This is a genomic window from Sphingomonas sp. PAMC 26605 (genome assembly GCF_000241485.1).
In the GTDB taxonomy this organism is placed as follows: Bacteria; Pseudomonadota; Alphaproteobacteria; order Sphingomonadales; family Sphingomonadaceae; genus Sphingomonas.
In genome coordinates, this window is the sequence record NZ_JH584241.1 from 3,208,750 (window position 1) to 3,231,244 (window position 22,495).

Below are 22,495 nucleotides of genomic sequence, written 5' to 3' on the forward strand. Positions count from 1 at the left end.
ATGGTCCGCGCCATCACCGGTTAGCCGCGATGATCTGCTGGATCTTCGCTTCGACCTGCGACCCGCCGGCATCGCTCGCGATGCCCTTATAGGCGGCGGTCGCGGGGGCGCCGACCATCGTCCCCGATTGATCAGCAGTATCGACCACGGTCGCGACCGACAGCCCGACCCGCAACGGGTTGCGCCGCAATTCGCGAGGGTCGAGCGCGATGCGCACCGGCACGCGCTGCGTGATCTTGATCCAGTTGCCGCTCGCATTCTGCGGCGGCAGCAGCGCAAAGGCGTTGCCACTCCCCGCGCCGAGCCCGACGACCTTGCCGTGGAACACCAGGCTCTTGCCATACATGTCGGCGGTCACCGTCGCGGGCTGGCCGACGCGCAGATCGCGCAGCTGGGTCTCGCGGAAATTGGCATCGACCCAGACGCGGTCGAGCGGCACGACCGCCATCAGCGGCATACCGGCTGCGACCTGCTGGCCGAGCTGGACGGTGCGCTGCGCGACCACGCCGTCGATCGGCGCGATGACATGCATGTGGCTGCGCATGATCGCGGCCTTGCGATAGGCGGCGATCGCCGCGAGCACCGCCGGGTTGTTCGACACCGTCGTGCCCGCGACACCGTTGCGCGACTGCGCCTGCTGGCTGCGCGCAAGCGCGAGCGTCGCGGCGGCGACCTTGACCTGATCGGCCGCGTGGCTGAGCTCCTCGCCCGAGATCGCCCCCTGCGCGGCGGCGCCGCGACGGCGCGCGAGATCGTTCTGCGCGCGCGCCAGTTCGGCTTGCGCTTGCACCACTGCGGCGCCGGTTTCCCCGAGCTTGGAGAAATCCGATCGCGTCGCGCGAACCGCACGCGCGAGTTCGGCTTCGGCCGAGGCCAGCCCGACATCGGCGGTCGCGGCGTCGAGATCGATCAGCGGCTGCCCGGTCTTCACCGTCTGGGTATTGTCGGCGTGGATCGCCAGCACCGTGCCCGCATCGCGCGCGGTGATCGAGACGACGTCGCCCGCGACATAGGCGTCGTCGGTTTCCTGCTCTGGCTTGGCGAGCAGGAAATGCATCACCCCCCAGACGATCGCCGCCAGTACCACCAGCACCGCGACGATCGTCAGCCCGCGGCGTCGCGCCTTCGGGTTGCCGGCGGGCGACCGCGCAGGGGTCGGTGCCGGATCCGGCGCGGGCTGCGGGGCCGCGGCTTCGGGTGTCGCCGCAACCTTTGGCGCGACGGGGGTAAGCGTGTCGGTCATTGGGTCGAGCCCTGTACAGCAACGGGAGAAGGAGCGGTGAAGCCGCCGCCGAGCGCGAGCACCAGCGCCACGCGCTGGAGCGCAGCGTCGGCGGCGAGATCGGCAGCGGCGGTCTGTGCGTCGAGCACGCGGATATCGTTGTCGACCAGACCGAGCTTGCTATCGAGCCCGCTCGACACGCGGATCGCGTTGAGCCGCCCCGTCTCGGCAAAGCCGCGGACGATTTCCCCCTGGCGCGCGCGATCGGCCTGGAGGCTGCCGATCCGAGCGATCGCATCGGCCGCTTCGCGCACCGCGCCGATCACGCGTGCGTTGTAATCCGCGGTCGCCAGATCGAGCGCGGCGGTCGCCCCGGCGAGATCAGCCTTGAGCCGGCCATTGTCGAAGATCGGCAGATGCACCGCGGGCCCGACCCCGGCCGTCCCGGCGTCGAGCGAGAACAGGTTGCCGAGCCCGATCGCCTGGAACCCGCCCAGCGCGGCGAGATTGACGTTGGGGTAGAACGCCTTGCGCGCCACCTGCCGCCCCGCCGCCGCCGCGGCGATCCGCGCCTGCGCGGCGGCGATATCGGCGCGCCGCGCGATCAGGTCGGCGGGCACTGCGCGCGGTAATGGCAAGGCCGCATCAAGCGTCAGCGCGCTCGCGTGAATGCCAGCGGCGTAATCGCCCCCACGACCGGCGAGCGCGGCGAGCGCATTCTTCGCCAGCACCTGCGCCGCCTCGGCGCGGAGCAGCGCCTGCTGCGCCTGCGCAACGAGCGTTATCGCGCCTTGCGCGTCGAGCGCGCTGGCGAGCTTGTTGCGGATCCGGACGTTGACCAGCCGCAGCGAATCCTGCCGCGTCGCGATCGTCCGCCGCGCGATCGCCGCCTGCGTCTCGGCGCGCGACAGGTTGATATAGGTCTGGACGACCGAGCCTGCCAAAGCGAGCCGCGCCGCGGCGACATCGAGCCCGGCCGCCTGCGTCGATGCGCGCGCGCCGTCGATCGCGGCCTTCTGACGCCCGAACAGATCGAGGTTCCAGTTCAGGCTGAGCTGCGTCGTCCCGACCGCGCGCACCGTCCCGGCATAAGGCGGGGGGATCGTGTAGATCCCGCTCAACCGCGCGACCTGCTCCTGCGAGTCGAGGGCGAGGTCGGGACCATTGTTCGCCCGCTGGGTCGATAGCAACGCGTCCGCCTGGCGCACGCGCGCGAGCGCCGCGTCGAGGCTGGGGTTGCCCGCGACCGCGTCGATGACCAGCCGATCGAGCTGCGGATCGCCGAAGCTGCGCCACCAGTCGGTCGCGATCACCGGCGCCGCGCTATCCGACAGCCCCAAAGCGGCGACCGGCACCGGCGCTAGCATCGGCTTGGACGCCGGGATCGCGCAGCCGGCCAGCAGCGCCGCCATGCCGACGATCGTCGCGTGACGCGCGCGTGTCATCGACTTACGCCTTCGCTGGTCTTGGTCAGCAAGGTGTCGCGCAGCTTCTGCATCATCGCGATCATCCTCTCGACTTCACCCTCGTCCCAATCGGCCAACCAAGCATTCCAGCAATTGATCACGCGCAGGCGCACGCGAAGCTCGAGCGCCGCGCCCTGTTCGGTGAGCGCGAGCTTCACCGCCCGACGATCCTCGGTGCAGCGTTCCCGCGTGATCCAGCCATTCGCCTCGAGCGAATCGACCAGACGGGTCATCGCGCCCTTGTCGTGCGCCATGTCCCGGGCGAGCTCGGCGCTGGTCGCCCCGCGACGAAACGAGAGCTGCGCCAGCGCCGACCATTGCGGGCCGGTCAGACCCTCGCTGGCGTAGACCGGCTCTAGCGCAAGCGAGCCGATCTGATGCACGCGGCGGGCGAGATAGCCGAGCGAGCAATCCGGCTCGAAATATTGGGGGGTATAGACAACCATAAAGGTTGCCATGGCAACAATTGCCTCGGCAGTCAATGGATTCGCCCAGGTGACGGAATTTTGAATCGGCCCGGCGGCCGCCGACGTCCATGCCTTCGACAAGCGCCGCAGAGGTGCCTAAGAAGCGCCATGACTCCTGCCTCGACCCGCCGAATCCTTCTTGCCAGCCTGATCGGCACCTCGGTCGAATTTTACGATTTCTACATCTATGCGACCGCCGCCGCGCTGGTGTTCGGTCCGCTTTTCTTCCCGGCAAGCGATCCGAACGTCCAGACGATCGCCGCTTATGCGAGCTTCGGCCTCGCCTTCTTCGCGCGCCCGCTCGGCGCGGCGCTGTTCGGCCATTTCGGCGACCGGTTGGGACGCAAATCGACGCTCGTCGCCTCGCTGATGCTGATGGGCGGGTCGACCGTCGCGATCGCCTTCCTGCCGACCTATGCCCAGGTCGGCTGGGTCGCGCCGCTGCTGCTGTGCGTGCTGCGCTTCGGCCAAGGGCTCGGGCTCGGCGGCGAATGGGGCGGCGCTTCGCTGCTCGCCGTGGAGAACGCGCCCAAAGGCCAGGAAAATCGCTGGGGAATGTTTCCACCGCTCGGCGCGCCGGTCGGCTTCATTGCCGCGAACGGGTTCTTTCTGTTGCTCGGCGCGACGCTCACGCCGGGGCAATTCACCGCCTGGGGCTGGCGCTTGCCCTTCCTTGCCAGCGCGGTGCTCGTACTGCTCGGGCTGTGGGTTCGCCTCAAGCTCAGCGAGACGCCGGCGTTTCGCGAAGCCGCGGCGCACCACGCAATTCCGCCGGTGCCGATCGCCGAACTCTTCCGTCACCATCTGCGCCCGACACTCGCCGGCACCGGCGCGGTGATCGCGTGTTTCGCCTTGTTCTATCTGACGACCGCCTTCGCGCTGAGCTATGGCACGACGACGCTCGGCCATGGCCGCCAGGCGTTTCTAGGGGTCGAGATCGCCGCGATCCTGTTCCTCGCGCTCGGCGTGATCGTCTCGTGCACGCTCGCCGACCGCGTCGGCGCGCGACCGATGCTGCGCTGGGGCTTTGTCGGCTGCGCGCTGTCGGGGCTGCTGATGGCGCCGATGCTCGGTGCGGCGTCGCTGTGGATCGTGTTCGCCTGGCTCGCGCTGTCGCTGTTCGCGATGGGCTTTGCCTACGGGCCGCTTGGCGGCTGGCTGCCGTCGCTGTTCGACGCAGGCGTGCGCTATACCGGCGTGTCGATCGCCTTCAACCTCGGCGGCATCCTCGGCGGCGCGCTCGCCCCGATCGCGGCGCAGAAGCTCGCGCAAACCGGCGGGCTGCCGCTCGTCGGCCTTTATCTGGTCGGCGCGGCGCTGTTGAGTTTCGGCGGTCTCGCGCTGCTCAAACCGGCGCGCTGAGCGCGCGCGCGGCCGTGCCGCCGCCCGCAACTTGGCGCGCGAAACGATCGTTGGGTCGGAAGCACGCTTGACCGCCGACGCGGCGGCACTCACGGAGTCGCCAAAGCCTGCGCCGCGAGGATTTCGCGGCGGCCAGACCACGCAAACAGTATCGAGACCTATCATGTGGCCGGCGCGGCTCTTCACTTTCTCTTCCAACGACATGGCGATCGACCTCGGCACCGTGAACACGCTCGTCTATCTCCGCGACAAGGGGATCGTGCTCGACGAACCCTCGGTCGTCGCGCTCGAGACGATCGACGGCGTGACGAAGCTGCGGGCGGTCGGTACCGACGCCAAGTTGATGATGGGCAAGACGCCCGAGGAAATCCGTACAATCCGCCCGATGCGCGACGGCGTGATCGCCGACATCGATGTCGCCGAGCAGATGATCAAGCACTTCATGGACAAGGCGCTCGGCGGCGCGAGCCGTATGCCGCGGCGCCACAAGGTGGTGATCTGCGTGCCGTCGAGCTCGACCCAGGTCGAACGCCGCGCGATCCGTCAGGCGGCGACCAATGCCGGCGCGGCCAACGTCCTGCTGATCGAGGAACCGCTCGCCGCGGCGATCGGCGCGGGGATGCCCGTCACCGAGCCGATCGGCAGCATGGTGGTCGATATCGGCGGCGGGACGACCGAGGTCGCGATCCTGTCGCTGCGCGGCCTCGCCTACAGCACCTCGGTGCGCGTCGGCGGCGACAAGATGGACGATGCGATCGCCTCGTACGTCCGCCGCAAATACAATCTGATGATCGGCGAAGCGACCGCCGAGCGCGTGAAGATGACGATCGGCATGGCGCGCAAACCCGAGGATGGCGTCGGGCTGACGATGCACGTTCGCGGGCGCGGCCTTGTCGGCGGGATCCCGACCGAGATCGAGATCAGCCAGGCCGAAGTCGCCGAGGCGCTCGGCGAGTTGGTCGCGCAGATCGTCGAGGCGGTGATGAACGCGCTCGAACAAACGCAGCCCGAGCTTGCCGCCGATATCGTCGACCACGGCATCGTCATGACCGGCGGCGGATCGCTGCTGCGCGAGCTCGACACGGTGCTCGCCGACGCGACCGGGCTCCCGGTGGTCGTTTCGGAAAACGCGCTGACCTGCGTCGTCACCGGTGCCGGTCGCGCGCTCGAGGACGCGATGTTCGGCGGGGTGCTGAGCGAAAACTGAAACCGCGCGGAACCTCCGGCAGCGACTTGCGCTTGATCAGCCGCGCGGGCACAGCGCCCGTTTCCCCGATTTGGAGCATTCCGCATGGCCGCCGACAAGATGGATATTCTGCACTCGAGCCTGCTCGACAATGACGACGAGCGCGTCGTCGAGTTCATGGGCGAAGTCGATGGCGAGGAGTATCAGTTCGCGGTGCAATATGCCGTGCTCGAAGCACTGAGCGGCGACGCCCCCGAGGACGACGCGATCGAGCAGTTCAACCGCTTCGAGGATTCGATCGCCGAGGCCGGCCTTGTCGCGCTGGCGCGCAACAGCGACCAGGCGATGATCGTGATCAGCGAGAACGATCTCGAATAGGCCGGAGCGCCATGCCGGGTTCGTCCGGCATGGCGCCCGCTATTGTAGCTGGCTTGCAGGAAGTGTCTTAGCTTCGTAAACCACGGGCTTCCTCGTGGAGTCACCGTCCGATGCGCGCTCGCCTGCTCTTGTCCACCGCAGCTTGGCTGCTCGCCCTCTCCGCGACGGCACACGCCGAAACCCCTATCGCCCCAGACCCGGCGGCGCCCAAGGGCAAGCTCCCCGACACCGCGCGCCCGACCGCCTATCGCCTGTCGTTCATCATCGATCCCGATCAGCCGCGTTTCAGCGGCCAGGACGAGATCGACATCACGGTCAAGGCGCCGATATCGGTGCTCTATCTCCACGGTCGTGACCTCAACGTCGCGCTCGTTACCGCCAAGGTCGGCGGCAAGGTCATCGCGGCGCGCTATACCCAGGTCGACAAGACCGGCGTCGTCCGTCTCGATTTCGCCTCGCCCTTGCCCGCCGGGGCCGCGACGCTGAGCTTCGTTTATGATGGCGCGTTCGGTGATGGCGCCTCGGGGCTCTACCGCGTCAAGGTCGCCGACAAATGGTATAGCTGGACGCAGTTCGAGTCGATCGACGCGCGCGCCGCGTTCCCGAGTTTCGACGAGCCCGGTTTCAAGACGCCGTTCACGCTGCGCGTCATCACCAAGGTCGGTGATCGCGTTACAGGCAATGCCCCCGAGACCGAGGTCCGGCCGCTGAAAGTCGATCCCCAGTCCGGCGCGGCAAAATTCCTGCGTGCGTCGGGCAAGCCCGTCCCGGCGGCGATGGACGAGCATATCTTCGCCCCTACCCGCCCGCTGCCGACCTATCTTGTCGCGATCCATACCGGTCCGTTCGTCCGCGTCGAGGGCACCGTCGCGCCCGACGCGGAGCGGAGCACCCCGCTTCCGCTCGGCGCGGTTGCGACGCAGGCGCAGAAGGACAAGATGGGCTATGTCATGGCCGAGAGCCCGCGCATCGTGCAACTGCTCGAAAAGTATTTCGGCGAGCCCTTCCCCTTCCCCAAGCTCGACCAGATCGGCTCGCCGATCATGCCCGGCGCTATGGAGAATGCCGGCGCCGACACCTATGGCGATGGCATCATCTACCTTCCGCCCAATGCCTCGACCGGCAACAAGCAGGAATTCGGGATGGTCGTCGCGCACGAGCTCGCGCACCAATGGTTCGGCGATCTCGTCACGCCCGCCTGGTGGGACGATATCTGGCTCAACGAGAGCTTCGCCAACTGGATGGGCTATCGCATCGGCAACGAATGGCGGCCCGAACTCAACATCGGCGTCGGCGGGCTCGCCGAGGGCTTCTCGGCGATGAACACCGATGCGCTCGAGGTCGGCCGCCCGATCCACCAGGCGATCGCGACCAATAACGACATCGATAGCGCGTTCGATTCGATCACGTACGGCAAGGGCGGCCAGGTGATCGCGATGATCGCGGCCTATCTCGGCGACGAGAAGTTCCGCGACGGCGTGCGGCTCCATCTCAAGCGCCACGCTTATGGCAATGCCACGTCGGAGCAATTCTTCCAGAGCCTCGCCGACAGCGCGAAGGACCCGCGCGTCCTCGCCGCGCTGAAGAGCTTCGTCGATCAGCCGGGGGTGCCCGTGGTCGATCTCACGCGCAACGGTACGCAGTTGACCGCGGCACAATCGCGCTATGCGTTTCTCGGATCGGCCCCGCGCGCCGAACAATGGACGCTTCCCTTCTGCTACCGCCCGATCGACGGCGCGCGCGTCTGCACGCTGATCGACCGGCCGAGCGTGACCTTCGCAGCACCGGTCGGCGCGTTCGTGCCCAATGCCGGCGGCACGGGCTATTATCGCTTCAACCTCGCGCCCGCCGACTGGCAGGCGCTGATCGCGCGATCGGCGGTCCTCACATCGGGCGAAGCACTGGCCGTGCAGGACAGCCTGTGGGCGGCGTTCCGTGCGGGCAAGGTGCCCGCCGGATTGTTGGTGACGGCGGCGAAGGCGATGGCCGCCAATCCCGATTCGAACGCCGCCGTCAGCGGCGGGGGACGCCTGTCCGGCTTGCACGACCGCGGGCTGATCGGCGATGCGCAGCTCCCCGCGTATCGCCGGCTGATCGGATCGCTCTACGCGCCGATGCTCGCCAGGATGGGCTTCGATCCAACCGCCGGCGCGCATGCCGGCGACACGCCCGATCGCCAGAAGCTGCGCCAATCGCTGGTGTCGCTCGTCGCCGAAGAGGCTGCGGACCGGACGATCGATGACCGCCTCGTCGCCGCGGCGACGCGCTATATCGGCGGGAGCCGCAGGCGCTCGACCCGGCGTATCTCGGTGCGGGCTTTTCCGCCTATGCCAGGCATGGCGGCCTGTCCGCCGCGCGCAAACTGGTCGAACTCGGCTTGTCGAGCGAGGATTCCGACGTCCGCGCATCGGCGCTAGCGGCGGCGGGATCGACCGGGCAGCGCGACGTGCAGGACTATCTGCTGGCGCTCAAAGATCCGCGGCTGCGCGGCTTCGACCGGTTGATGGTGATCCAGTCGCTCACCGGTACACCGGGAACGGTCGAGAGCGCGGGTGACTGGCTGCTCGCCCATTACGATGAGCTGCGCGCCGGCGGAAATGGCGTATTCATCACCAGCCGCCTGCCGGGCGCACTCGGCGCGCAATGCGGGGTCGATCGTGCCGCGAAGATCGAGAGCGTCCTCGGTCCCAAGGTCCGCGCCGCGGGTGCGGGCGTGCTCGATTTCGAGCGCGTGGTCGAATCGATCCGCCACTGCGGCGCCCTCCGAGACGCCAAGGCGGACGAGATCGCCGCGGCGATCGCGGCCAGCTGATACGAAAACGCTTCCCCGGCATTGGCCGGGGAAGCGTCTCGAGGCTTGTAGAATGTCGATGCCGGAACGAGCCGATCAGGTGCGGCTCGCGAGCTCCTTGTTGAGCCACAGCGCCAGCAGCGTGGCCAAGGCACCCGACAGCAGATACGCGCCGCCCGCGACGAGCCCGAAGTGCGACGACAGATACAGCGCGACGAGCGGCGCGAAGCCCGCGCCGACCAGCCAGGCGATGTCCGACGTCAGCGCCGCGCCGGTATAGCGCGATTCGCCCGCGAATTCCGAAGCGACCACGCCCGACGACTGGCCGAAAGAAATACCAAGCAACGCGAAGCCGAGCACCATGAAGATGACTTCGCCGAGTTCGCCCGCGCCGAGCAGCTGCGGCGCGAAGCCCGAGAACACCGCGATCGCCGCGGCCGAAGCGCCCAGCAGCGTACGCCGCCCGACCCGGTCCGCGAGATAGCCCGAAGCGACAATCGCGACGACGCCGATCGCCGCGCCGACGACTTCGATCGCGAGGAAGCGCTCCGGATTGCTGCGAGTGTAGAGGAACACCCACGACAGCGGGAACACCGTGACCATGTGGAACAGGGCGAAGCTCGCGAGCGGTGCAAAGGCGCCGAGCAGGATCGTGCGGCCCTGCTTGCGGACGGTTTCGATCACAGGCGCCGGAACAAGGTCGCGGCTCTCGAACATGTCCTGATAGTCCGACGTGCTGACGATCCGCAGCCGAGCGAACAGCGCCACGACGTTGATCGCGAACGCCACGAAGAAGGGATAGCGCCAGCCCCAGTCGAGGAAATCGGTCGCCGACAGCGTCGCGGTGAAATAGGCGAACAGGCCGGCGGCCACCATCAGGCCGAGCGGCGCGCCGAGCTGCGGGATCATCGCATACCAGCCGCGCTTGTTCTGCGGTGCATTGAGCGCGAGCAGCGACGACAGGCCATCCCAGCTGCCGCCGAGCGCGAGCCCCTGGCAAATGCGCAGGAAGGCGAGGATGATCGCCGCGTAACCGCCGACTTCGGCATGCCCCGGAAGGAAGCCGACCGCCACGGTCGAACCGCCGAGCAGGAACAGCGCGATCGTCAGCTTGGTGCCGCGGCCGTACAGATGGTCGATCGCGAGAAAGATCATCGAGCCGATCGGCCGTGCGACGAACGCCAGCGCGAACAGGCCGAACGAATAGAGCGTGCCGGTCAGCCGATCGACATACGGAAAGATCATCGTCGGGAAGACGAGCACCGAGGCGATCGCATAGACGAAGAAATCGAAGAACTCCGAGGTGCGCCCGATCACCACGCCGATCGCGATCTCGCCCGAGGAGACGTGCTCCTGGTTTATCCGGCTGGCATCGGCCTCTATCGCGCGCGACGTCGGGGTGTGGGTGGCTTGCATCGGTGTTCGAACTCCCGGCCATGATCGCCGTTTATCAGCTTCCCCTACGCTTGCTGCAGCGCAGCCAGGATTGGACAAAATGTCCAATGGGAGGCGCGCATCTGTGGGCGTAGCTGCGCGGCATGATCCGACCTCCCTCGCTCCTCCGCCCCGCAATCGCGGGCCTCGCGCTGTTCGCGCCCGCCTTGCTCGGGGGGTGCAGCACCGTCGTCCTGTCACCTGCGGGCGATGTTGCGCAGCAACAGGGCGACCTCGTCGTCATCGCTACCTTATTGATGTTGATCATCATCGTACCCGTGATGTCGCTGATCGCGATCTTCGCATGGCGCTATCGCCAGACCAACACCGAAGCGCCGTACAATCCCGAATGGCACCATTCGACCGCGCTCGAACTCGTTATCTGGGCGGTCCCGCTGTTGATCATCATCTGCCTCGGCGCTGTCACCTGGACCAGCACGCATCTACTCGACCCGTATCGCCCGATCGGCCGGATCGACGCGACTCGGCAGGTTGCGCTCAACGCCAAGCCGCTGCGTGTGCAGGTCGTCGCGCTCGACTGGAAGTGGCTATTCATCTATCCCGATTACGGGATCGCGACGGTCAACCAGCTCGCGGCGCCGGTCAATCAGCCGATCCAGTTCGACCTTACCTCGTCGGATGTGATGAACGCCTTCTACATCCCCAATCTCGCCGGCATGATCTATGCGATGCCCAGCATGACGACCAAGCTCAACGCGGTCGCCAACAAGCCCGGCAACTATGCCGGCTTCTCGTCGAACTTCAGCGGCGACGGCTTCTCGTACATGAAGTTCCGCTTCCTCGCGGGCTCGCAGGGTGATTTCGACGCCTGGATTGCGCGGGTCCGCGCAAGCGGCACGATGCTCGACCGCGCGACCTATCTGAAGGTTGCGAAGCCGAGCATGAACCATGCCCCGACCTTCTATGCGGGCGTCGCGCCCGGCCTGTTCAACGCCGCCGCCAACAATTGCGTCGCGCCGGGCCAGGTCTGCATGGACGCAATGATGCGCGCCGATGCCGGCCCGCATAATGGCGAGCACGGCGAAGGCCATGCCAAGAATGACGATGCGATGAAGATGTCGGCGATGCCGATGGCCGATTCGGGCAAGCCCCAGCCGGTCGAAGCAACCAAGACCACCGCCAAGAATTCAGCCCAAAGCACAGCGCGCCTCGCCGGCGCAGGTATGCCGATGCCCGGCGACCGGAGGACCTTCTGACATGATGCCCCCGATGAGTAACGTACACCCGGTCGTGAGCCCGATCCTCGGGCGCCTGACGCTCGACGCGCTCCCCTTGCATGAACTGCCCGTGCTGCTCGCCTTTGGCGGTGTCTCGGTCGGCGGTCTCGCACTGCTCGCGATCATCACCTATTTCAAGGCGTGGGGCTGGCTCTGGCGCGACTGGTTCACGAGCGTGGACCACAAGAAGATCGGCATCATGTATGTCATCCTCGCGCTGATCATGTTCCTGCGCGGCTTCTCCGACGCGCTGATGATGCGCGCGCAGCAGGCGATGTCGTTCGGGAGCAACACGGGCTACCTTCCGCCCGATCACTACAACCAGATCTTCACCGCGCACGGCGTGATCATGATCTTCTTCGTGGCGATGCCGCTCGTGGTGGGCCTGATGAACTTCGTCGTGCCGCTGCAGATCGGGGCGCGCGACGTGTCGTTCCCCTATCTCAACAATTTCAGCTTCTGGCTGACCGCGTCGGGGGCGATCATCACGATGATCTCGCTGTTCGTCGGCAACTATGCGCGCACCGGCTGGCTCGCGATGCCGCCGCTCTCGGGGATCGAGGCGAGCCCCGACGTAGGCGTCGACTATTATATCTGGGGGCTGCAGATCGCGGGACTTGGGACGCTGCTCTCCGGCGTCAACCTGCTCGCGACGATCGTCAAGATGCGCGCGCCCGGCATGACGCTGTTCAAGATGCCGATCTTCGTCTGGACCGCTTTGTGCACCAACACGCTGATCGTCGCCGCCTTCCCGGTGCTGACCGCAGTGCTCGCGATCCTGTCGCTCGACCGTCTGCTGGGGATGCAATTCTTCACCAACGGCCTCGGCGGCAACCCGATGATGTACGTCAACCTCATCTGGATCTGGGGTCACCCGGAGGTCTATATCCTCATCCTGCCGGCGTTCGGCATCTACTCGGAGGTCGTCGCGACCTTCTCGCAGAAGCGGCTCTTCGGCTACACCTCGATGGTCTATGCGACGATCGTCATCACGATCCTCGCCTATCTCGTCTGGCTCCACCACTTCTTCACGATGGGCTCGGGCGCGAGCGTCAACTCGTTCTTCGCGATCACCACGATGATCATCTCAATCCCGACGGGCGCGAAGATCTTCAACTGGCTGTTCACGATGTACCACGGCCGGATCCGCTACGAGCTGCCGATGATGTGGACGGTCGCCTTCATGCTGACCTTCACGATCGGTGGCATGACCGGCGTGCTGCTCGCCGTGCCGCCGGCCGACTTCGTGCTGCACAATTCGCTGTTCCTGGTGGCGCATTTCCACAACGTCATCATCGGCGGCACGCTGTTCGGGATGTTCGCCGGGATCAACTTCTGGTGGCCCAAGGCGTTCGGCTTCAAGCTCGACCGGGTGTGGGGCAAGCGCTCGTTCTGGCTTTGGGTGGTCGGTTTCTGGACCGCCTTTGCGCCGCTCTACGTGCTCGGCCTGATGGGTGTGACGCGGCGCCTCAGCCACTTCGACGATACGGCATATCAGCCGTACTTCATCGTCGCGGCGATCGGCGCGCTGATGATCGCGGGCGGGATCGCCTGCATGGCGATGCAGTTCTTCGTCAGCATCCGCGATCGCCACAGCACGCGTTTGCTCGACCTGACGGGCGATCCGTGGGACGGCCGCACGCTCGAATGGTCGACCTCGTCGCCGCCGCCGGACTACAACTTCGCGTTCACCCCGATCGTCTATGACAACGATGCGTTCTGGGACATGAAGACGCGCGGCTTCGAGCGTCCGACGACGGGCTTCAAGGCGATCCATATGCCAAAGAACGCCGCGGCCGGCGTCATCATCGGCCTTATCAGCGTCGGCTTCGGCTTCGCGATGATCTGGTACATCTGGTGGCTGGCGATCGCCTCGCTGGTGGCGATGCTCGGTGTGTCGATCTGGCATTCGTTCAATTACAAGCGCGATTTCCACATCCCGGTCGAGGACGTGATCCGCACCGAGGACGAGCGTACGCGCGTTCTCGCAGCGCAGAAGGTGGTGGCATGAGCGCCGAACTGACCTACGAGCCGACTGCCGACGGCGCGAAGCCGGTGTTCTTCGAGCTCGACGAGCATGATCATCCCGAGGGCGGCAGCACGATGCTGGGCTTCTGGATGTACCTGATGAGCGATTGCCTCATCTTCGCGGTGCTGTTCGCCTGCTACGGCGTGCTCGGGCACGGCTATGGCGGCGGCAAGGGGCCCAAGGAGCTGTTCGAGCTCCCGCTCGTCGCCTTCAACACCGCGATGCTGCTGTTCTCCTCGCTCACCTACGGCATCGCCATGCTGACGATGGAAAAGGGCAGCGTTCGCCAGGTGCAGTTCTGGCTGGTCGTCACCGGCCTGTTCGGCCTGACCTTTCTCGGCGTCGAGATGTACGAGTTCAGCAACCTGATCGCGGAGGGCAATGGCCCGTCGCGCAGCGCGTTCCTCTCGGCCTTCTTCACGCTGGTCGGCACGCACGGCTTCCACGTCACCTGCGGCCTGATCTGGCTGACCACGCTCGTCATCCAGGTGGGTACGCACGGCCTCGGCCAGGCGAACCGCCGGCGCCTGCAGTGCCTCAGCATGTTCTGGCATTTCCTCGACGTCATCTGGATCGGCGTCTTCACCATCGTCTATCTCATGGGAGTGCTCGGATGAGCGCCGATACGCACATCACCGCCCACGAATATGATGCTGGCGCCGACGGGCACCACGACGCGCATGGCGACGACATGCCGCATGGTTCGATGCGCGATTACATCATCGGCTTCGTACTTTCGGTCATCCTGACGGCGATCCCATTCGCGCTGGTGATGACGGGCGCGCTCGATCACACTTGGACCGCGATTCTGGTGCTCGGCTCGGCGCTGGTGCAGGTGTTCGTCCACATGATCTACTTCCTGCACATGAAGACGGGCAACGAGGGTGGCTGGTCGTTCATCGCGCTGTTGTTCACGCTGATCGTCATCGTCATCACGCTGTCGGGATCGATCTGGGTGATGTATCACATGAACGCCAACATGATGCCGATGAGCCCTTCCATGTCGTCCGAGACGATGCGCCAGCAATGAGACGATCCCCCGCGACACTGGCCGCGCTGCTGGTCGTCGCGGGGGTGTTGTGTGCCGGGCTGATCGGGCTCGGCGTGTGGCAGATCGAGCGGTTGCACTGGAAGGTCGCGCTGATCGAGACGGTCGGGGAGCGCGTCCACGCCGCGCCGACCCCGGCACCGGGGCTCGATCGCTGGCCCCAGATCACTGCTGAAAGCGATGGCTATCGCCATATTTGGGTCTCCGGGCGCTACCGCGACGACGCGACAGTGTTCGTCCAGGCGGTGACCGAGCGCGGTCCCGGATTTTGGGCGATGACGCCGATCGTGTCCGATCGCGGTTTCACCGTTCTCGTCAATCGCGGCTTCGTTCCCGATCGTCATGCGCCGCTCGTCGGCAGCGCGCGCGTTACCGGGCTGCTGCGCCCGAGCGAGCCCGGCGGCGCCTTCCTGCGCAAGAATGATCCCGCCGCGAACCGCTGGTTCTCACGCGACATCGCGGCGATCGCGGCGGCACGGCGGCTCGGCCCAGTCGCGCCCTATTTCATTGATGCCGATGCCGGGGCGCCGGAAAGCGTACCGGTCGCCGGGCTGACCGTCATCCGCTTCTCCAACAATCATCTGGTCTATGCGATGACCTGGTTCGCGCTTGCGGCGATGGTCGCGGGCGCCGCGGCAATGCTGGTGCGCAGCCAACGGCGCGGGTCGGCATGACCGCACCGCTCCCCCCGCTCGACACGACCGGACGCGACAACCTCCGGCAGTTGATCAACCTGCGCTGGCTCGCGGTCGGCGGGCAGTTCGCGACGATCCTGGTGGCGCAGTTCCTGATGGGGCTGACGCTCCCGCTGATCCCGATGCTGCTCGTCGTCGGCGGCCTGGTCCTGCTCAACGTGATCAGTCTCTCGCAACTGCCGCGCCGCGTCGCGATCTCGAACGGCGAGCTGTTCGCCAGCCTGTTGCTCGACGTCGGCGCGCTGACCGCTTTGCTCTATCAGAGCGGCGGCGCGACCAACCCGTTCATCGCGCTCTATCTCGTCCAGATCGTGCTCGGCGCGATCCTGCTCGAGGCGTGGTCGAGCTGGGCGCTGGTCGCAGTCACCATTGCGGCGTTCGCCTTGCTCGCCGAAGTCCATATGCCGCTGCTGCTGCCACAGCGCTTCTCCTATGACTGGAGCGACCTGTACGTCCTCGGCTCGCTGATCTGCTTTGTGCTGATCGCACTGCTGATCGTCGGCTTCGTGACGCGGATCAACCGCAACCTCAGGATGCGCGACGCGCGGCTCGCCACGATGCGCCAGCAAGCCGCCGAGGAAGATCATATCGTCCGCATGGGGCTGCTCGCGACCGGCGCGGCGCACGAGCTCGGCACGCCGCTCGCGTCGCTCTCGGTGATCGTCAACGATTGGGGGCACGCCCCCGCTCTGCGTGCCGTTCCCGGCCTTGCCGAGGAGATCGAGGACATGCGCGTCGCGCTGACGCGCTGCAAGACGATCGTCACCGGCATCCTGATGGCGGCGGGCGAAGCGCGCGGCGAGCATCCGACGATCACCAGCGTCCACAATTTCTGCAACGAGGTCGTCACCGAATGGCGCGTGCAGAATTCGGAGGAGGCGATCGTCTTTCGCAACCGCTTCGGTACCGATCGCGCGATCGTCGCCGATACCGCGGTCAAGCAGATGATCTGGAACCTGCTCGACAATGCCAAGGAAGCTTCTGGCCGTCCGATCACGCTCGAAGTATCGCGTGACGGGCCGTCGCTGCTCTTCGCGGTCAGCGATACCGGCCCCGGATTTGCGCCCGAGATGCTCGCCAATATCGGCAAGCCCTATCATTCGACGCGCGACCGGCTCGGGAGCGGGCTCGGCCTGTTCCTCGTCGTCAACGCGATGCGCAAGCTCGGCGGATCGGTCGAAGCACGCAACCGCGCGGGCGGCGGCGCGGTGGTGACCTTGACCTTGCCGCTGTCGGCATTGGAGTGGAACGGCGCATGAGCGACAAGCATCTGTTGATCGTCGAGGACGATACTGCCTTCGCCAAGACGCTGCGCCGCTCGTTCGAACGCCGGGGCTACGCCGTCGAGATCGCCTCCGATCAGTCGGCAGTGACGGCAGCACTGGCCGAACGCACCCCCGACTTCGCGGTGGTCGATCTCAAGCTCGGCGCAACGTCGGGCCTCGCCTGCGTCCAGGCGATCCACGCGCATGACGCCGCGACGCGGATCGTCGTACTGACCGGCTATGCCAGCATCGCGACCGCGGTCGAGGCGATCAAGCTCGGCGCGACCAACTATCTAGCCAAACCGTCGAACACCGACGATATCGAGGCTGCTTTCGGACAGACGGAAGGGTCCGCCGCCGGCAACGTCGACGCGCCGCTGACCAATCGCCCGACCTCGATCAAGACGCTCGAATGGGAGCATATCCACCAGACGCTGGCGGCGAACAATTTCAATATTTCGGAAACCGCGCGTCAGCTCGGGATGCATCGCCGCACGCTTGCGCGGAAGCTCGAGAAGCAGACCGTCAAATAAACTCGAACTTTGCGGGGACCGTGCGTCGAAACGCGGGCTCGTGCGTTGCAGCGACGTCTAAGGGGAGACGTTCATGCCGGGCCCAAGATTGTTCGAGCCGATCGAGGTCGGCACGCTGACGCTGCGCAATCGAATCGTGATTGCGCCGATGTGCCAATATTCGGCTACCGACGGAAAGGTCGGCGATTGGCATGTCATCCATCTTGGTCATCTGGCTTTGTCGGGCGCGGCGCTGCTGACGATCGAAGCTACTGCGGTCCTGCCCGAAGGGCGGATCAGCTATGGCGATGTCGGGCTGTGGGATGATGCAACCGAGGCAGCGCTCGGAAAGGTGATCGAAAGCGTCCGCCGGCATTCCGACATCAAGATCGGGATCCAGCTGTCGCATGCCGGCCGCAAGGCATCGACCGAGCTGCCGTGGCGCGGCGGCAAGCAGATCGCGCCGACCGCGGCCAACGGGTGGCAGACCGAAGCGCCCTCCGCCACCGCCTTCGCCGAGGGCGAGAATGCGCCGGTCGCGCTCGATCGCGACGGCCTCGTGCGCATTCGCGACGCCTTCGCGGTGGCCGCCACGCGCGCGGCACGGCTTGGGCTCGATCTGGTTCAGCTCCACGCTGCGCATGGCTATCTGCTCCACCAATTCCTGTCGCCTTTGTCGAACCGGCGCGACGACGAATACGGCGGCAGCCTCGAGAATCGCATGCGCTTCCCACTCGAAGTGTATGACGCGGTCCGCGCCGCCTTCCCGACCGACAAACCCGTCACGATGCGCATCTCGGGAACGGATTGGGTCGAGGGCGGCTGGGATATCGACGGCACCGTCGCCTTTGCCCGGGCGCTCGAAGCGCGTGGATGTGCCGGAATCCATGTGTCGAGCGGCGGGCTCGACCCGCGTCAGGCAATCCCGGTCGGCCCGAGCTACCAGGTCCCGCTCGCGCGCGCGGTCAAACAGGCGGTCGGCATTCCCGTCGTCGCGGTCGGCCTGATCACCGACTATGATCAGGCAGAAGCAATCGTCGGAACCGGCGACGCCGACCTGATCGCGCTGGCGCGCACGATCCTCTACGATCCGCGCTGGCCATGGCACGCGGCCGCGCATCTCGGCGGGCATGTCACCGCGCCCGAACAATATCTGCGCTCGCAACCGCGCCAGTACAGCACGCTGTTCGACGCGCCCAAGGCCTGACGCCGCTTACGCTACCCGCAAGACCGTCTCACCAAGACCGATCAAGGATGTCCCGATGAAGACGCTTTCATGGACTGCGGCCGCGCTTGGCCTGACGCTTGCCCCGCTTGGCGTACATGCCCAATCGTTGCCGGCGTCGCCCGCCTCCTCGACCGAAAAGCCCGGCAAGGAAGAAACGGCTCCGAAGAAGGACGAAACCGGGCTGATCATCACCGCCTCGAGCCGACTGCGCTACGAAACCGTCGACGGTCGCCCCCGCCCCGGCTTTGCCAGTGCCGAGGACGCGCTAGAGCTGCGCACCGGCGTCGCGGTCGAATATGGCCCCGGCCCGCTCGCGATCGGCGGCGAACTCGTCGACAGCCGCGCCTACCTCACCGGCAAGCAGACGCAGATCGGGCGCGACGACGTCAACGCAGTCGAGCTTCCGCAGGCCTATTTCAAGCTGCGTCTCGACGATGCTCTCGGCCATGGCACCGCGTTCAGCGTCGAGGGCGGGCGATTTCTCATCAACCTCGGTTCAGGGCGGCTGATCGCGACCGACGAATATCGCAACACCGTCAACGGATTCACCGGCCTGCGCGGCGATCTCAAGGCGGGCGACAAGCTCGTGGCGACGCTCTTCTACGTCCTGCCGCAGGAGCGCTTGCCCGACTCGATCGATGCGATCCGTGCCAACAAGGTCGTGTTCGATCGCGAGACCTTTCACGACGTGCTCTTCGGCGGCTATGTCCATCGCAAGAAAGCGTTCGGCGAGGCGCAGGTCGAATTCGCTTACTACCGCCTCGCCGAGCACGACTCGCCCGGTCGCAGCACCGCCGACCGCCGGCTCCACACGATCGACGCGCGCCTCTTCCGCGAACCCAAGGCGAGCAAGATCGATTATGATGTCGAGGCGGCGTATCAGTTCGGCCATGCCAGCTCCTCGACCCTTGCGACCGCGACCTCCGCGCGCGTGTCGTCGGGCTTCACCCATGCTGCGATCGGCTACAGCTTCGACACGCCGCTGAAGCCACGGATCGGGCTGTTCTACGATTATGCGAGCGGCGATGGCCGGAACGGCACGTTCAACCGCTTCGACACGCTGTTCGGCAGCCGGCGCGAGGATCTCGGGCCGTCGGGGACCTATGCTGGCCTCGCACGCGAGAATATCAGCGCGCCCGGCGTCCGCTTCGAGGCCAAGCCCGGCAAACGCGTCGAGGCGCTGCTCGACTATCGCGGCATCTGGCTCGCCTCGCGCTACGACCGCTTCTTCAACGTGACCGATGCAACCGGCCGCTCGGGCGATTTCGGCGGTCAGCAGGTCGAAGGGCGGCTGCGCTACTGGCTGGTGCCGAAGCATCTTCGTCTCGAGAGCAACTTCGCCTTGCTCTATAAGGGGGACTTTCTGAAGAACGCACCGACCGCGCTCGCTACCGACAAGGGCGTCGTGCGCTTCCTCGAATTCAACGTTCAAGCGAGCTTCTAGCGCGTGTCTGCTGGCGACGGCACCTCCGGCGTGCACCATCTCGGCGGATTTATGACAAGTCTGGACGTTTCGCGCGGACCGCCTATATACCGAACGGTATGAATAGCGCTTGCACAATCTCGCCCCCGAAAGGGCGTCCGCGCGAGTTCGATATCGACGAAGCGCTGAGCCAGGCTTTGCTGGTGTTCTGGCGCAACGGCTACGAAGCCGCATCGATGACCGAACTGACCAGCGCGATGGGGATAACCAAGCCCAGCCTGTACGCCGCGTTCGGCAACAAGGAGCAGCTGTTCCACAAGGCGCTCGACCTCTATGAACGCGAGAAGCTCGCTTACATGACCTCGGCGCTCGAAGCGCCGACCGCGCGCGGCGTGGCCGAGCGGTTGCTGCGCGGCTCGCTCGAAATGCAGATGAGCACGTGCGACCCCAAGGGCTGCCTCGGCGTGATCAGTGCCGCGACCTGCGGGGTCGAAGCCGAACCGATCAAGGCGGAGGTTGTCAAGCGGCGCGCGTCGTCGGAGGCGGCGCTGATCAAGCGCTTTGCCGCGGCGCAGGCCGTGGGGGAATTGCCCGAGGGCATGACCCCTGAAGCGCTCACGCGGTTTCTTTACGCGATCCTGCAAGGGATTGCGATCCAAGGCGGGTCGGGCGCGACCTGCGCCGAGCTGTCGCAGCTCGTCGAGACCAGCATGGCGGTTTGGCCGACCCAATAAAAACTTGTCGATAAATATTCGGACCGGTACAGAATGCAGTTGACGCACTGCATCAGCCCTTTATATACCGACTGGTATTGAAGCTGGATCCTGACCCGGACCCGGTACCGGCAAAAGGGTCTGCGCCCATGACCACCGAGATCACCTGACCCTCCGGCCCGTCGGCATTGCCGCCGGGCCTGCTCTTTACATTCCGAAGGTCGATCCGCGGGAAGCCTGCTTCTCGCAACGATCGGTCACGCCCATCGGCGGTACCGCGGACGACGCTCGTCCGTGATCGGTGCCGCTCGTCCGACCGCCAAACCCAAAGGGGGATTTTCCATGGCTTATCTGGACATCGACAATATGTTTGCAGCGCCCGTTGCCAGCCGCAGCCAATGCGCCCCGGGGACGAAGGCCGCAAGCTTCTCAGCGCTCGAATGGAGCGTCATCGCGCTCGCCCAGCGCGATACGCTCGGCAGCCTGAACACGCCGGGACGTCTGTCGCGCGCACTCGGCGGGCTGTTCGGCCGCGGCACCGCGTCGCGGCTTGCCGACCCCAAGCTCGAAGCGCTGCGCCGCGCCGCGGTCCATGCGCGGCACCGCGGTTTCGCTTTGCCCTCGTCCGAGATCGCCAATTTCCACGCGGTCGGCTTCAGCGAAGCGCAGCTCGAAACCCTCATCACCAGCGTTACCGGAATGCGCGTCGGCCGAACCGACCGGAGAATCTTTGCATGAACGTGATCACCCCCATCGAGGCGCGATCGGACCTTCGCGATGCGTCCGACGAGCCGCGTACACAGCACCGCGCACGCTGGCAAAAGCGCGCCTTGATCCTCGTGCCGATCGCGATCGCGGGGGTCGTCGGCGTCAAGCTGTTCGACCATTCCGATGCCGTCGCGGCGCTCCCGCCCCCTGCCCCCGTCACGATCGCGACGCCGCTGGTGCGCGAGATCAGCGAGTGGGACGATTATGTCGGCCGCTTCGCGCCGAGCCGCAGCGTCGAGGTCCGCCCGCGCGTTGCGGGCGAGGTCACCGGCGTGCATTTCCATGACGGCGACGTCGTCAAGCAGGGGCAATTGCTCTTCACGATCGACTCCCGCCCGTTCGCCGCGGCGCTCGCCGAAGCGCGCGCCAACGAAGCCAGTGCGCAGAGCGCGCTGGTGCTCGCCCGCACCGATCTCGGCCGGGCGACGCGTCTGATCGCCGACGATGCGGTGTCGGCCGGCGAGATCGATGCCCTGCGCGGCAAACTCCAGGCGGCGCAGGCCGGCTTGGCGGCGGCGCAGGCGCGTGTTCGTGCCCGCGCGCTCGACGTGTCGTTCACGCAGATCCGCGCGCCGATCGGCGGCCGCATTTCGGATCGGCGCGTCGATGCCGGCAATCAGGTCGCGGGCGGCGAAGGCACGGGCGGCACGGTGCTGACGACGATCAACGCGCTCGATCCGATCTACTTCACCTTCGACGGTTCGGAGGCACTGTTTCTCAAGACGCAGCGCAATCGCCAGCCCGGCGCCGTGGCGCCCGCGGTCGAGATCCAGCTGCAGGACGAGACGAGTCATCGCTGGAAGGGCAAGCTCGACTTCACCGACAACGGGCTCGACACGCACTCGGGCACGATCCGCGGTCGTGCCGTGCTCGCCAATCCGGGGCTGTTCCTGACGCCGGGAATGTTCGGCAACATGCGGCTCGCCAGCGCCGGGACCAGGCCCGCTTTGCTCGTCCCCGACGATGCGGTGCAGACCGATCAGGCGCGCAAGATCCTGCTGACGGTCGGTGCCGACAATGTCGTCACCGCCAAGGCGGTCGTGCTCGGCGCGGTGGTCGACGGGATGCGCGTGGTGCGCTCGGGGATCGGCCCGAAGGACCGGATCGTCATCACCGGCACGCAGATGGCGATGCCGGGCGCGAAGGTCGCGCCGACGCTGGGCAAGATCGCGGTGTCGGCAGATGCGGCGGCGCCTACCGCGCAGCCGATCGCGGGGGAGGCGACGCTGAGCCGGTAACGCCCCCGCCCCCGTCATCCCCGCGAACGCGG

The 22,495-nt window shown here is 66.4% G+C and carries 21 protein-coding genes; 17 read left to right on the top strand and 4 right to left on the bottom strand.

The genetic code is table 11. The annotated features are described in order from the left end of the window. Positions 1-13: 13 nt before the first annotated feature. From RH90_RS14880 to RH90_RS14890, 3 genes are read right to left on the bottom strand one after another with little or no spacing between them, the layout of a single operon-like run. A complete protein-coding gene (locus tag RH90_RS14880) occupies positions 14-1,243 on the bottom strand; it encodes an efflux RND transporter periplasmic adaptor subunit (protein ID WP_010186617.1) in 1,230 nt (409 codons plus the stop codon). Beyond that, positions 1,240-2,667 (bottom strand): efflux transporter outer membrane subunit, encoded by a 1,428-nt coding sequence (locus RH90_RS14885; protein WP_010186618.1) that lies wholly within the window; start codon positions 2,665-2,667, stop codon positions 1,240-1,242. Before RH90_RS14885 ends, RH90_RS14880 begins: the two co-directional genes overlap by 4 nt. Further along, positions 2,664-3,236 carry a MarR family winged helix-turn-helix transcriptional regulator gene (locus RH90_RS14890; RefSeq protein ID WP_232280367.1) on the bottom strand — a complete coding sequence of 191 codons (573 nt, stop codon included), beginning with the start codon at positions 3,234-3,236 and terminating at the stop codon, positions 2,664-2,666. The genes RH90_RS14885 and RH90_RS14890 overlap by 4 nt, the downstream gene beginning before the upstream one ends. 27 nt (positions 3,237-3,263) lie before the next feature. On the opposite strand from RH90_RS14890, the gene RH90_RS14895 reads away from it, so the two are divergent. From RH90_RS14895 to RH90_RS24320, 5 genes are all read left to right on the top strand, one after another. Next, positions 3,264-4,517 carry an MFS transporter gene (locus RH90_RS14895; protein ID WP_010186622.1) on the top strand — a complete coding sequence of 418 codons (1,254 nt, stop codon included), beginning with the start codon at positions 3,264-3,266 and terminating at the stop codon, positions 4,515-4,517. A 163-nt stretch (positions 4,518-4,680) separates the two neighbouring features. Then, on the top strand, positions 4,681-5,724 hold the full coding sequence (locus tag RH90_RS14900; RefSeq protein ID WP_010186624.1) for a rod shape-determining protein: 1,044 nt from the start codon (positions 4,681-4,683) through the stop codon (positions 5,722-5,724). An 84-nt stretch (positions 5,725-5,808) separates the two neighbouring features. Further along, positions 5,809-6,081 (top strand): DUF1488 family protein, encoded by a 273-nt coding sequence (locus RH90_RS14905; RefSeq protein WP_010186626.1) that lies wholly within the window; start codon positions 5,809-5,811, stop codon positions 6,079-6,081. 110 nt (positions 6,082-6,191) lie between these two features. Continuing rightward, positions 6,192-8,498 (top strand): M1 family metallopeptidase, encoded by a 2,307-nt coding sequence (locus tag RH90_RS14910; RefSeq protein ID WP_232280368.1) that lies wholly within the window; start codon positions 6,192-6,194, stop codon positions 8,496-8,498. Beyond that, the gene (locus tag RH90_RS24320) at positions 8,459-8,893 is read left to right on the top strand and encodes a hypothetical protein (protein ID WP_232280369.1); all 435 of its coding nucleotides are present in this window, start codon (positions 8,459-8,461) and stop codon (positions 8,891-8,893) included. The genes RH90_RS14910 and RH90_RS24320 overlap by 40 nt, the downstream gene beginning before the upstream one ends. Before the next feature lie 75 nt (positions 8,894-8,968). Here RH90_RS24320 and RH90_RS14915 read toward each other — a convergent pair whose 3' ends face one another. Next, on the bottom strand, positions 8,969-10,288 hold the full coding sequence (locus tag RH90_RS14915) for an MFS transporter (RefSeq protein WP_010186628.1): 1,320 nt from the start codon (positions 10,286-10,288) through the stop codon (positions 8,969-8,971). Positions 10,289-10,410: 122 nt separating this feature from the next. Here RH90_RS14915 and cyoA point away from each other — a divergent pair, with 122 nt between their 5' ends. From cyoA to RH90_RS14975, 12 genes are all read left to right on the top strand, one after another. Continuing rightward, positions 10,411-11,523 (top strand): ubiquinol oxidase subunit II, encoded by a 1,113-nt coding sequence (gene cyoA / locus RH90_RS14920; RefSeq protein ID WP_010186630.1) that lies wholly within the window; start codon positions 10,411-10,413, stop codon positions 11,521-11,523. A gap of 13 nt (positions 11,524-11,536) precedes the next feature. After that, the gene (gene cyoB / locus RH90_RS14925) at positions 11,537-13,555 is read left to right on the top strand and encodes a cytochrome o ubiquinol oxidase subunit I (RefSeq protein WP_029625347.1); all 2,019 of its coding nucleotides are present in this window, start codon (positions 11,537-11,539) and stop codon (positions 13,553-13,555) included. Then, positions 13,552-14,190 (top strand): cytochrome o ubiquinol oxidase subunit III, encoded by a 639-nt coding sequence (gene cyoC, locus RH90_RS14930; RefSeq protein ID WP_010186633.1) that lies wholly within the window; start codon positions 13,552-13,554, stop codon positions 14,188-14,190. Before cyoB ends, cyoC begins: the two co-directional genes overlap by 4 nt. Beyond that, a complete protein-coding gene (cyoD, locus tag RH90_RS14935) occupies positions 14,187-14,603 on the top strand; it encodes a cytochrome o ubiquinol oxidase subunit IV (RefSeq protein ID WP_010186635.1) in 417 nt (138 codons plus the stop codon). Before cyoC ends, cyoD begins: the two co-directional genes overlap by 4 nt. Next, positions 14,600-15,295, top strand: coding sequence for an SURF1 family protein (locus RH90_RS14940; RefSeq protein ID WP_010186637.1), 696 nt, complete (start codon positions 14,600-14,602; stop codon positions 15,293-15,295). The genes cyoD and RH90_RS14940 overlap by 4 nt, the downstream gene beginning before the upstream one ends. Further along, the gene (locus tag RH90_RS14945; RefSeq protein WP_010186639.1) at positions 15,292-16,575 is read left to right on the top strand and encodes an ATP-binding protein; all 1,284 of its coding nucleotides are present in this window, start codon (positions 15,292-15,294) and stop codon (positions 16,573-16,575) included. Before RH90_RS14940 ends, RH90_RS14945 begins: the two co-directional genes overlap by 4 nt. Further along, positions 16,572-17,114, top strand: coding sequence for a response regulator transcription factor (locus tag RH90_RS14950; RefSeq protein ID WP_010186641.1), 543 nt, complete (start codon positions 16,572-16,574; stop codon positions 17,112-17,114). The genes RH90_RS14945 and RH90_RS14950 overlap by 4 nt, the downstream gene beginning before the upstream one ends. A gap of 73 nt (positions 17,115-17,187) precedes the next feature. Further along, the gene (locus RH90_RS14955) at positions 17,188-18,300 is read left to right on the top strand and encodes an NADH:flavin oxidoreductase/NADH oxidase (RefSeq protein WP_029625349.1); all 1,113 of its coding nucleotides are present in this window, start codon (positions 17,188-17,190) and stop codon (positions 18,298-18,300) included. Positions 18,301-18,355: 55 nt separating this feature from the next. Then, positions 18,356-19,765 (top strand): alginate export family protein, encoded by a 1,410-nt coding sequence (locus RH90_RS14960; protein WP_010186645.1) that lies wholly within the window; start codon positions 18,356-18,358, stop codon positions 19,763-19,765. Positions 19,766-19,863: 98 nt separating this feature from the next. After that, positions 19,864-20,478: a TetR/AcrR family transcriptional regulator gene (locus RH90_RS14965; RefSeq protein ID WP_010186646.1), complete on the top strand. Its 615-nt coding sequence runs from the start codon at positions 19,864-19,866 to the stop codon at positions 20,476-20,478. 321 nt (positions 20,479-20,799) lie between these two features. Beyond that, entirely contained in the window at positions 20,800-21,195 is a 396-nt protein-coding gene (locus tag RH90_RS14970; protein ID WP_010186647.1) for a hypothetical protein, read from the top strand. Continuing rightward, positions 21,192-22,463, top strand: coding sequence for an efflux RND transporter periplasmic adaptor subunit (locus RH90_RS14975; RefSeq protein WP_010186648.1), 1,272 nt, complete (start codon positions 21,192-21,194; stop codon positions 22,461-22,463). Before RH90_RS14970 ends, RH90_RS14975 begins: the two co-directional genes overlap by 4 nt. Positions 22,464-22,495: the final 32 nt, after the last annotated feature.

Bases quoted from the DNA above. Each gene is read 5' to 3' on its own strand.
- cyoC (WP_010186633.1), top strand. From the start codon at position 13,552: ATGAGCGCCGAACTGACCTACGAGCCGACTGCCGACGGCGCGAAGCCG.
- RH90_RS14955 (WP_029625349.1), top strand. From the start codon at position 17,188: ATGCCGGGCCCAAGATTGTTCGAGCCGATCGAGGTCGGCACGCTGACG.
- RH90_RS14960 (WP_010186645.1), top strand. From the start codon at position 18,356: ATGAAGACGCTTTCATGGACTGCGGCCGCGCTTGGCCTGACGCTTGCC.
- RH90_RS14880 (WP_010186617.1), bottom strand. From the start codon at position 1,243: ATGACCGACACGCTTACCCCCGTCGCGCCAAAGGTTGCGGCGACACCC.
- RH90_RS14910 (WP_232280368.1), top strand. From the start codon at position 6,192: ATGCGCGCTCGCCTGCTCTTGTCCACCGCAGCTTGGCTGCTCGCCCTC.
- RH90_RS14965 (WP_010186646.1), top strand. From the start codon at position 19,864: ATGAATAGCGCTTGCACAATCTCGCCCCCGAAAGGGCGTCCGCGCGAG.
- RH90_RS14900 (WP_010186624.1), top strand. From the start codon at position 4,681: ATGTGGCCGGCGCGGCTCTTCACTTTCTCTTCCAACGACATGGCGATC.
- RH90_RS14970 (WP_010186647.1), top strand. From the start codon at position 20,800: ATGGCTTATCTGGACATCGACAATATGTTTGCAGCGCCCGTTGCCAGC.
- RH90_RS14905 (WP_010186626.1), top strand. From the start codon at position 5,809: ATGGCCGCCGACAAGATGGATATTCTGCACTCGAGCCTGCTCGACAAT.
- RH90_RS14940 (WP_010186637.1), top strand. From the start codon at position 14,600: ATGAGACGATCCCCCGCGACACTGGCCGCGCTGCTGGTCGTCGCGGGG.
- cyoA (WP_010186630.1), top strand. From the start codon at position 10,411: ATGATCCGACCTCCCTCGCTCCTCCGCCCCGCAATCGCGGGCCTCGCG.
- RH90_RS14895 (WP_010186622.1), top strand. From the start codon at position 3,264: ATGACTCCTGCCTCGACCCGCCGAATCCTTCTTGCCAGCCTGATCGGC.
- RH90_RS14945 (WP_010186639.1), top strand. From the start codon at position 15,292: ATGACCGCACCGCTCCCCCCGCTCGACACGACCGGACGCGACAACCTC.
- RH90_RS14975 (WP_010186648.1), top strand. From the start codon at position 21,192: ATGAACGTGATCACCCCCATCGAGGCGCGATCGGACCTTCGCGATGCG.
- RH90_RS14885 (WP_010186618.1), bottom strand. From the start codon at position 2,667: ATGACACGCGCGCGTCACGCGACGATCGTCGGCATGGCGGCGCTGCTG.
- cyoB (WP_029625347.1), top strand. From the start codon at position 11,537: ATGAGTAACGTACACCCGGTCGTGAGCCCGATCCTCGGGCGCCTGACG.
- RH90_RS14915 (WP_010186628.1), bottom strand. From the start codon at position 10,288: ATGCAAGCCACCCACACCCCGACGTCGCGCGCGATAGAGGCCGATGCC.
- cyoD (WP_010186635.1), top strand. From the start codon at position 14,187: ATGAGCGCCGATACGCACATCACCGCCCACGAATATGATGCTGGCGCC.
- RH90_RS14950 (WP_010186641.1), top strand. From the start codon at position 16,572: ATGAGCGACAAGCATCTGTTGATCGTCGAGGACGATACTGCCTTCGCC.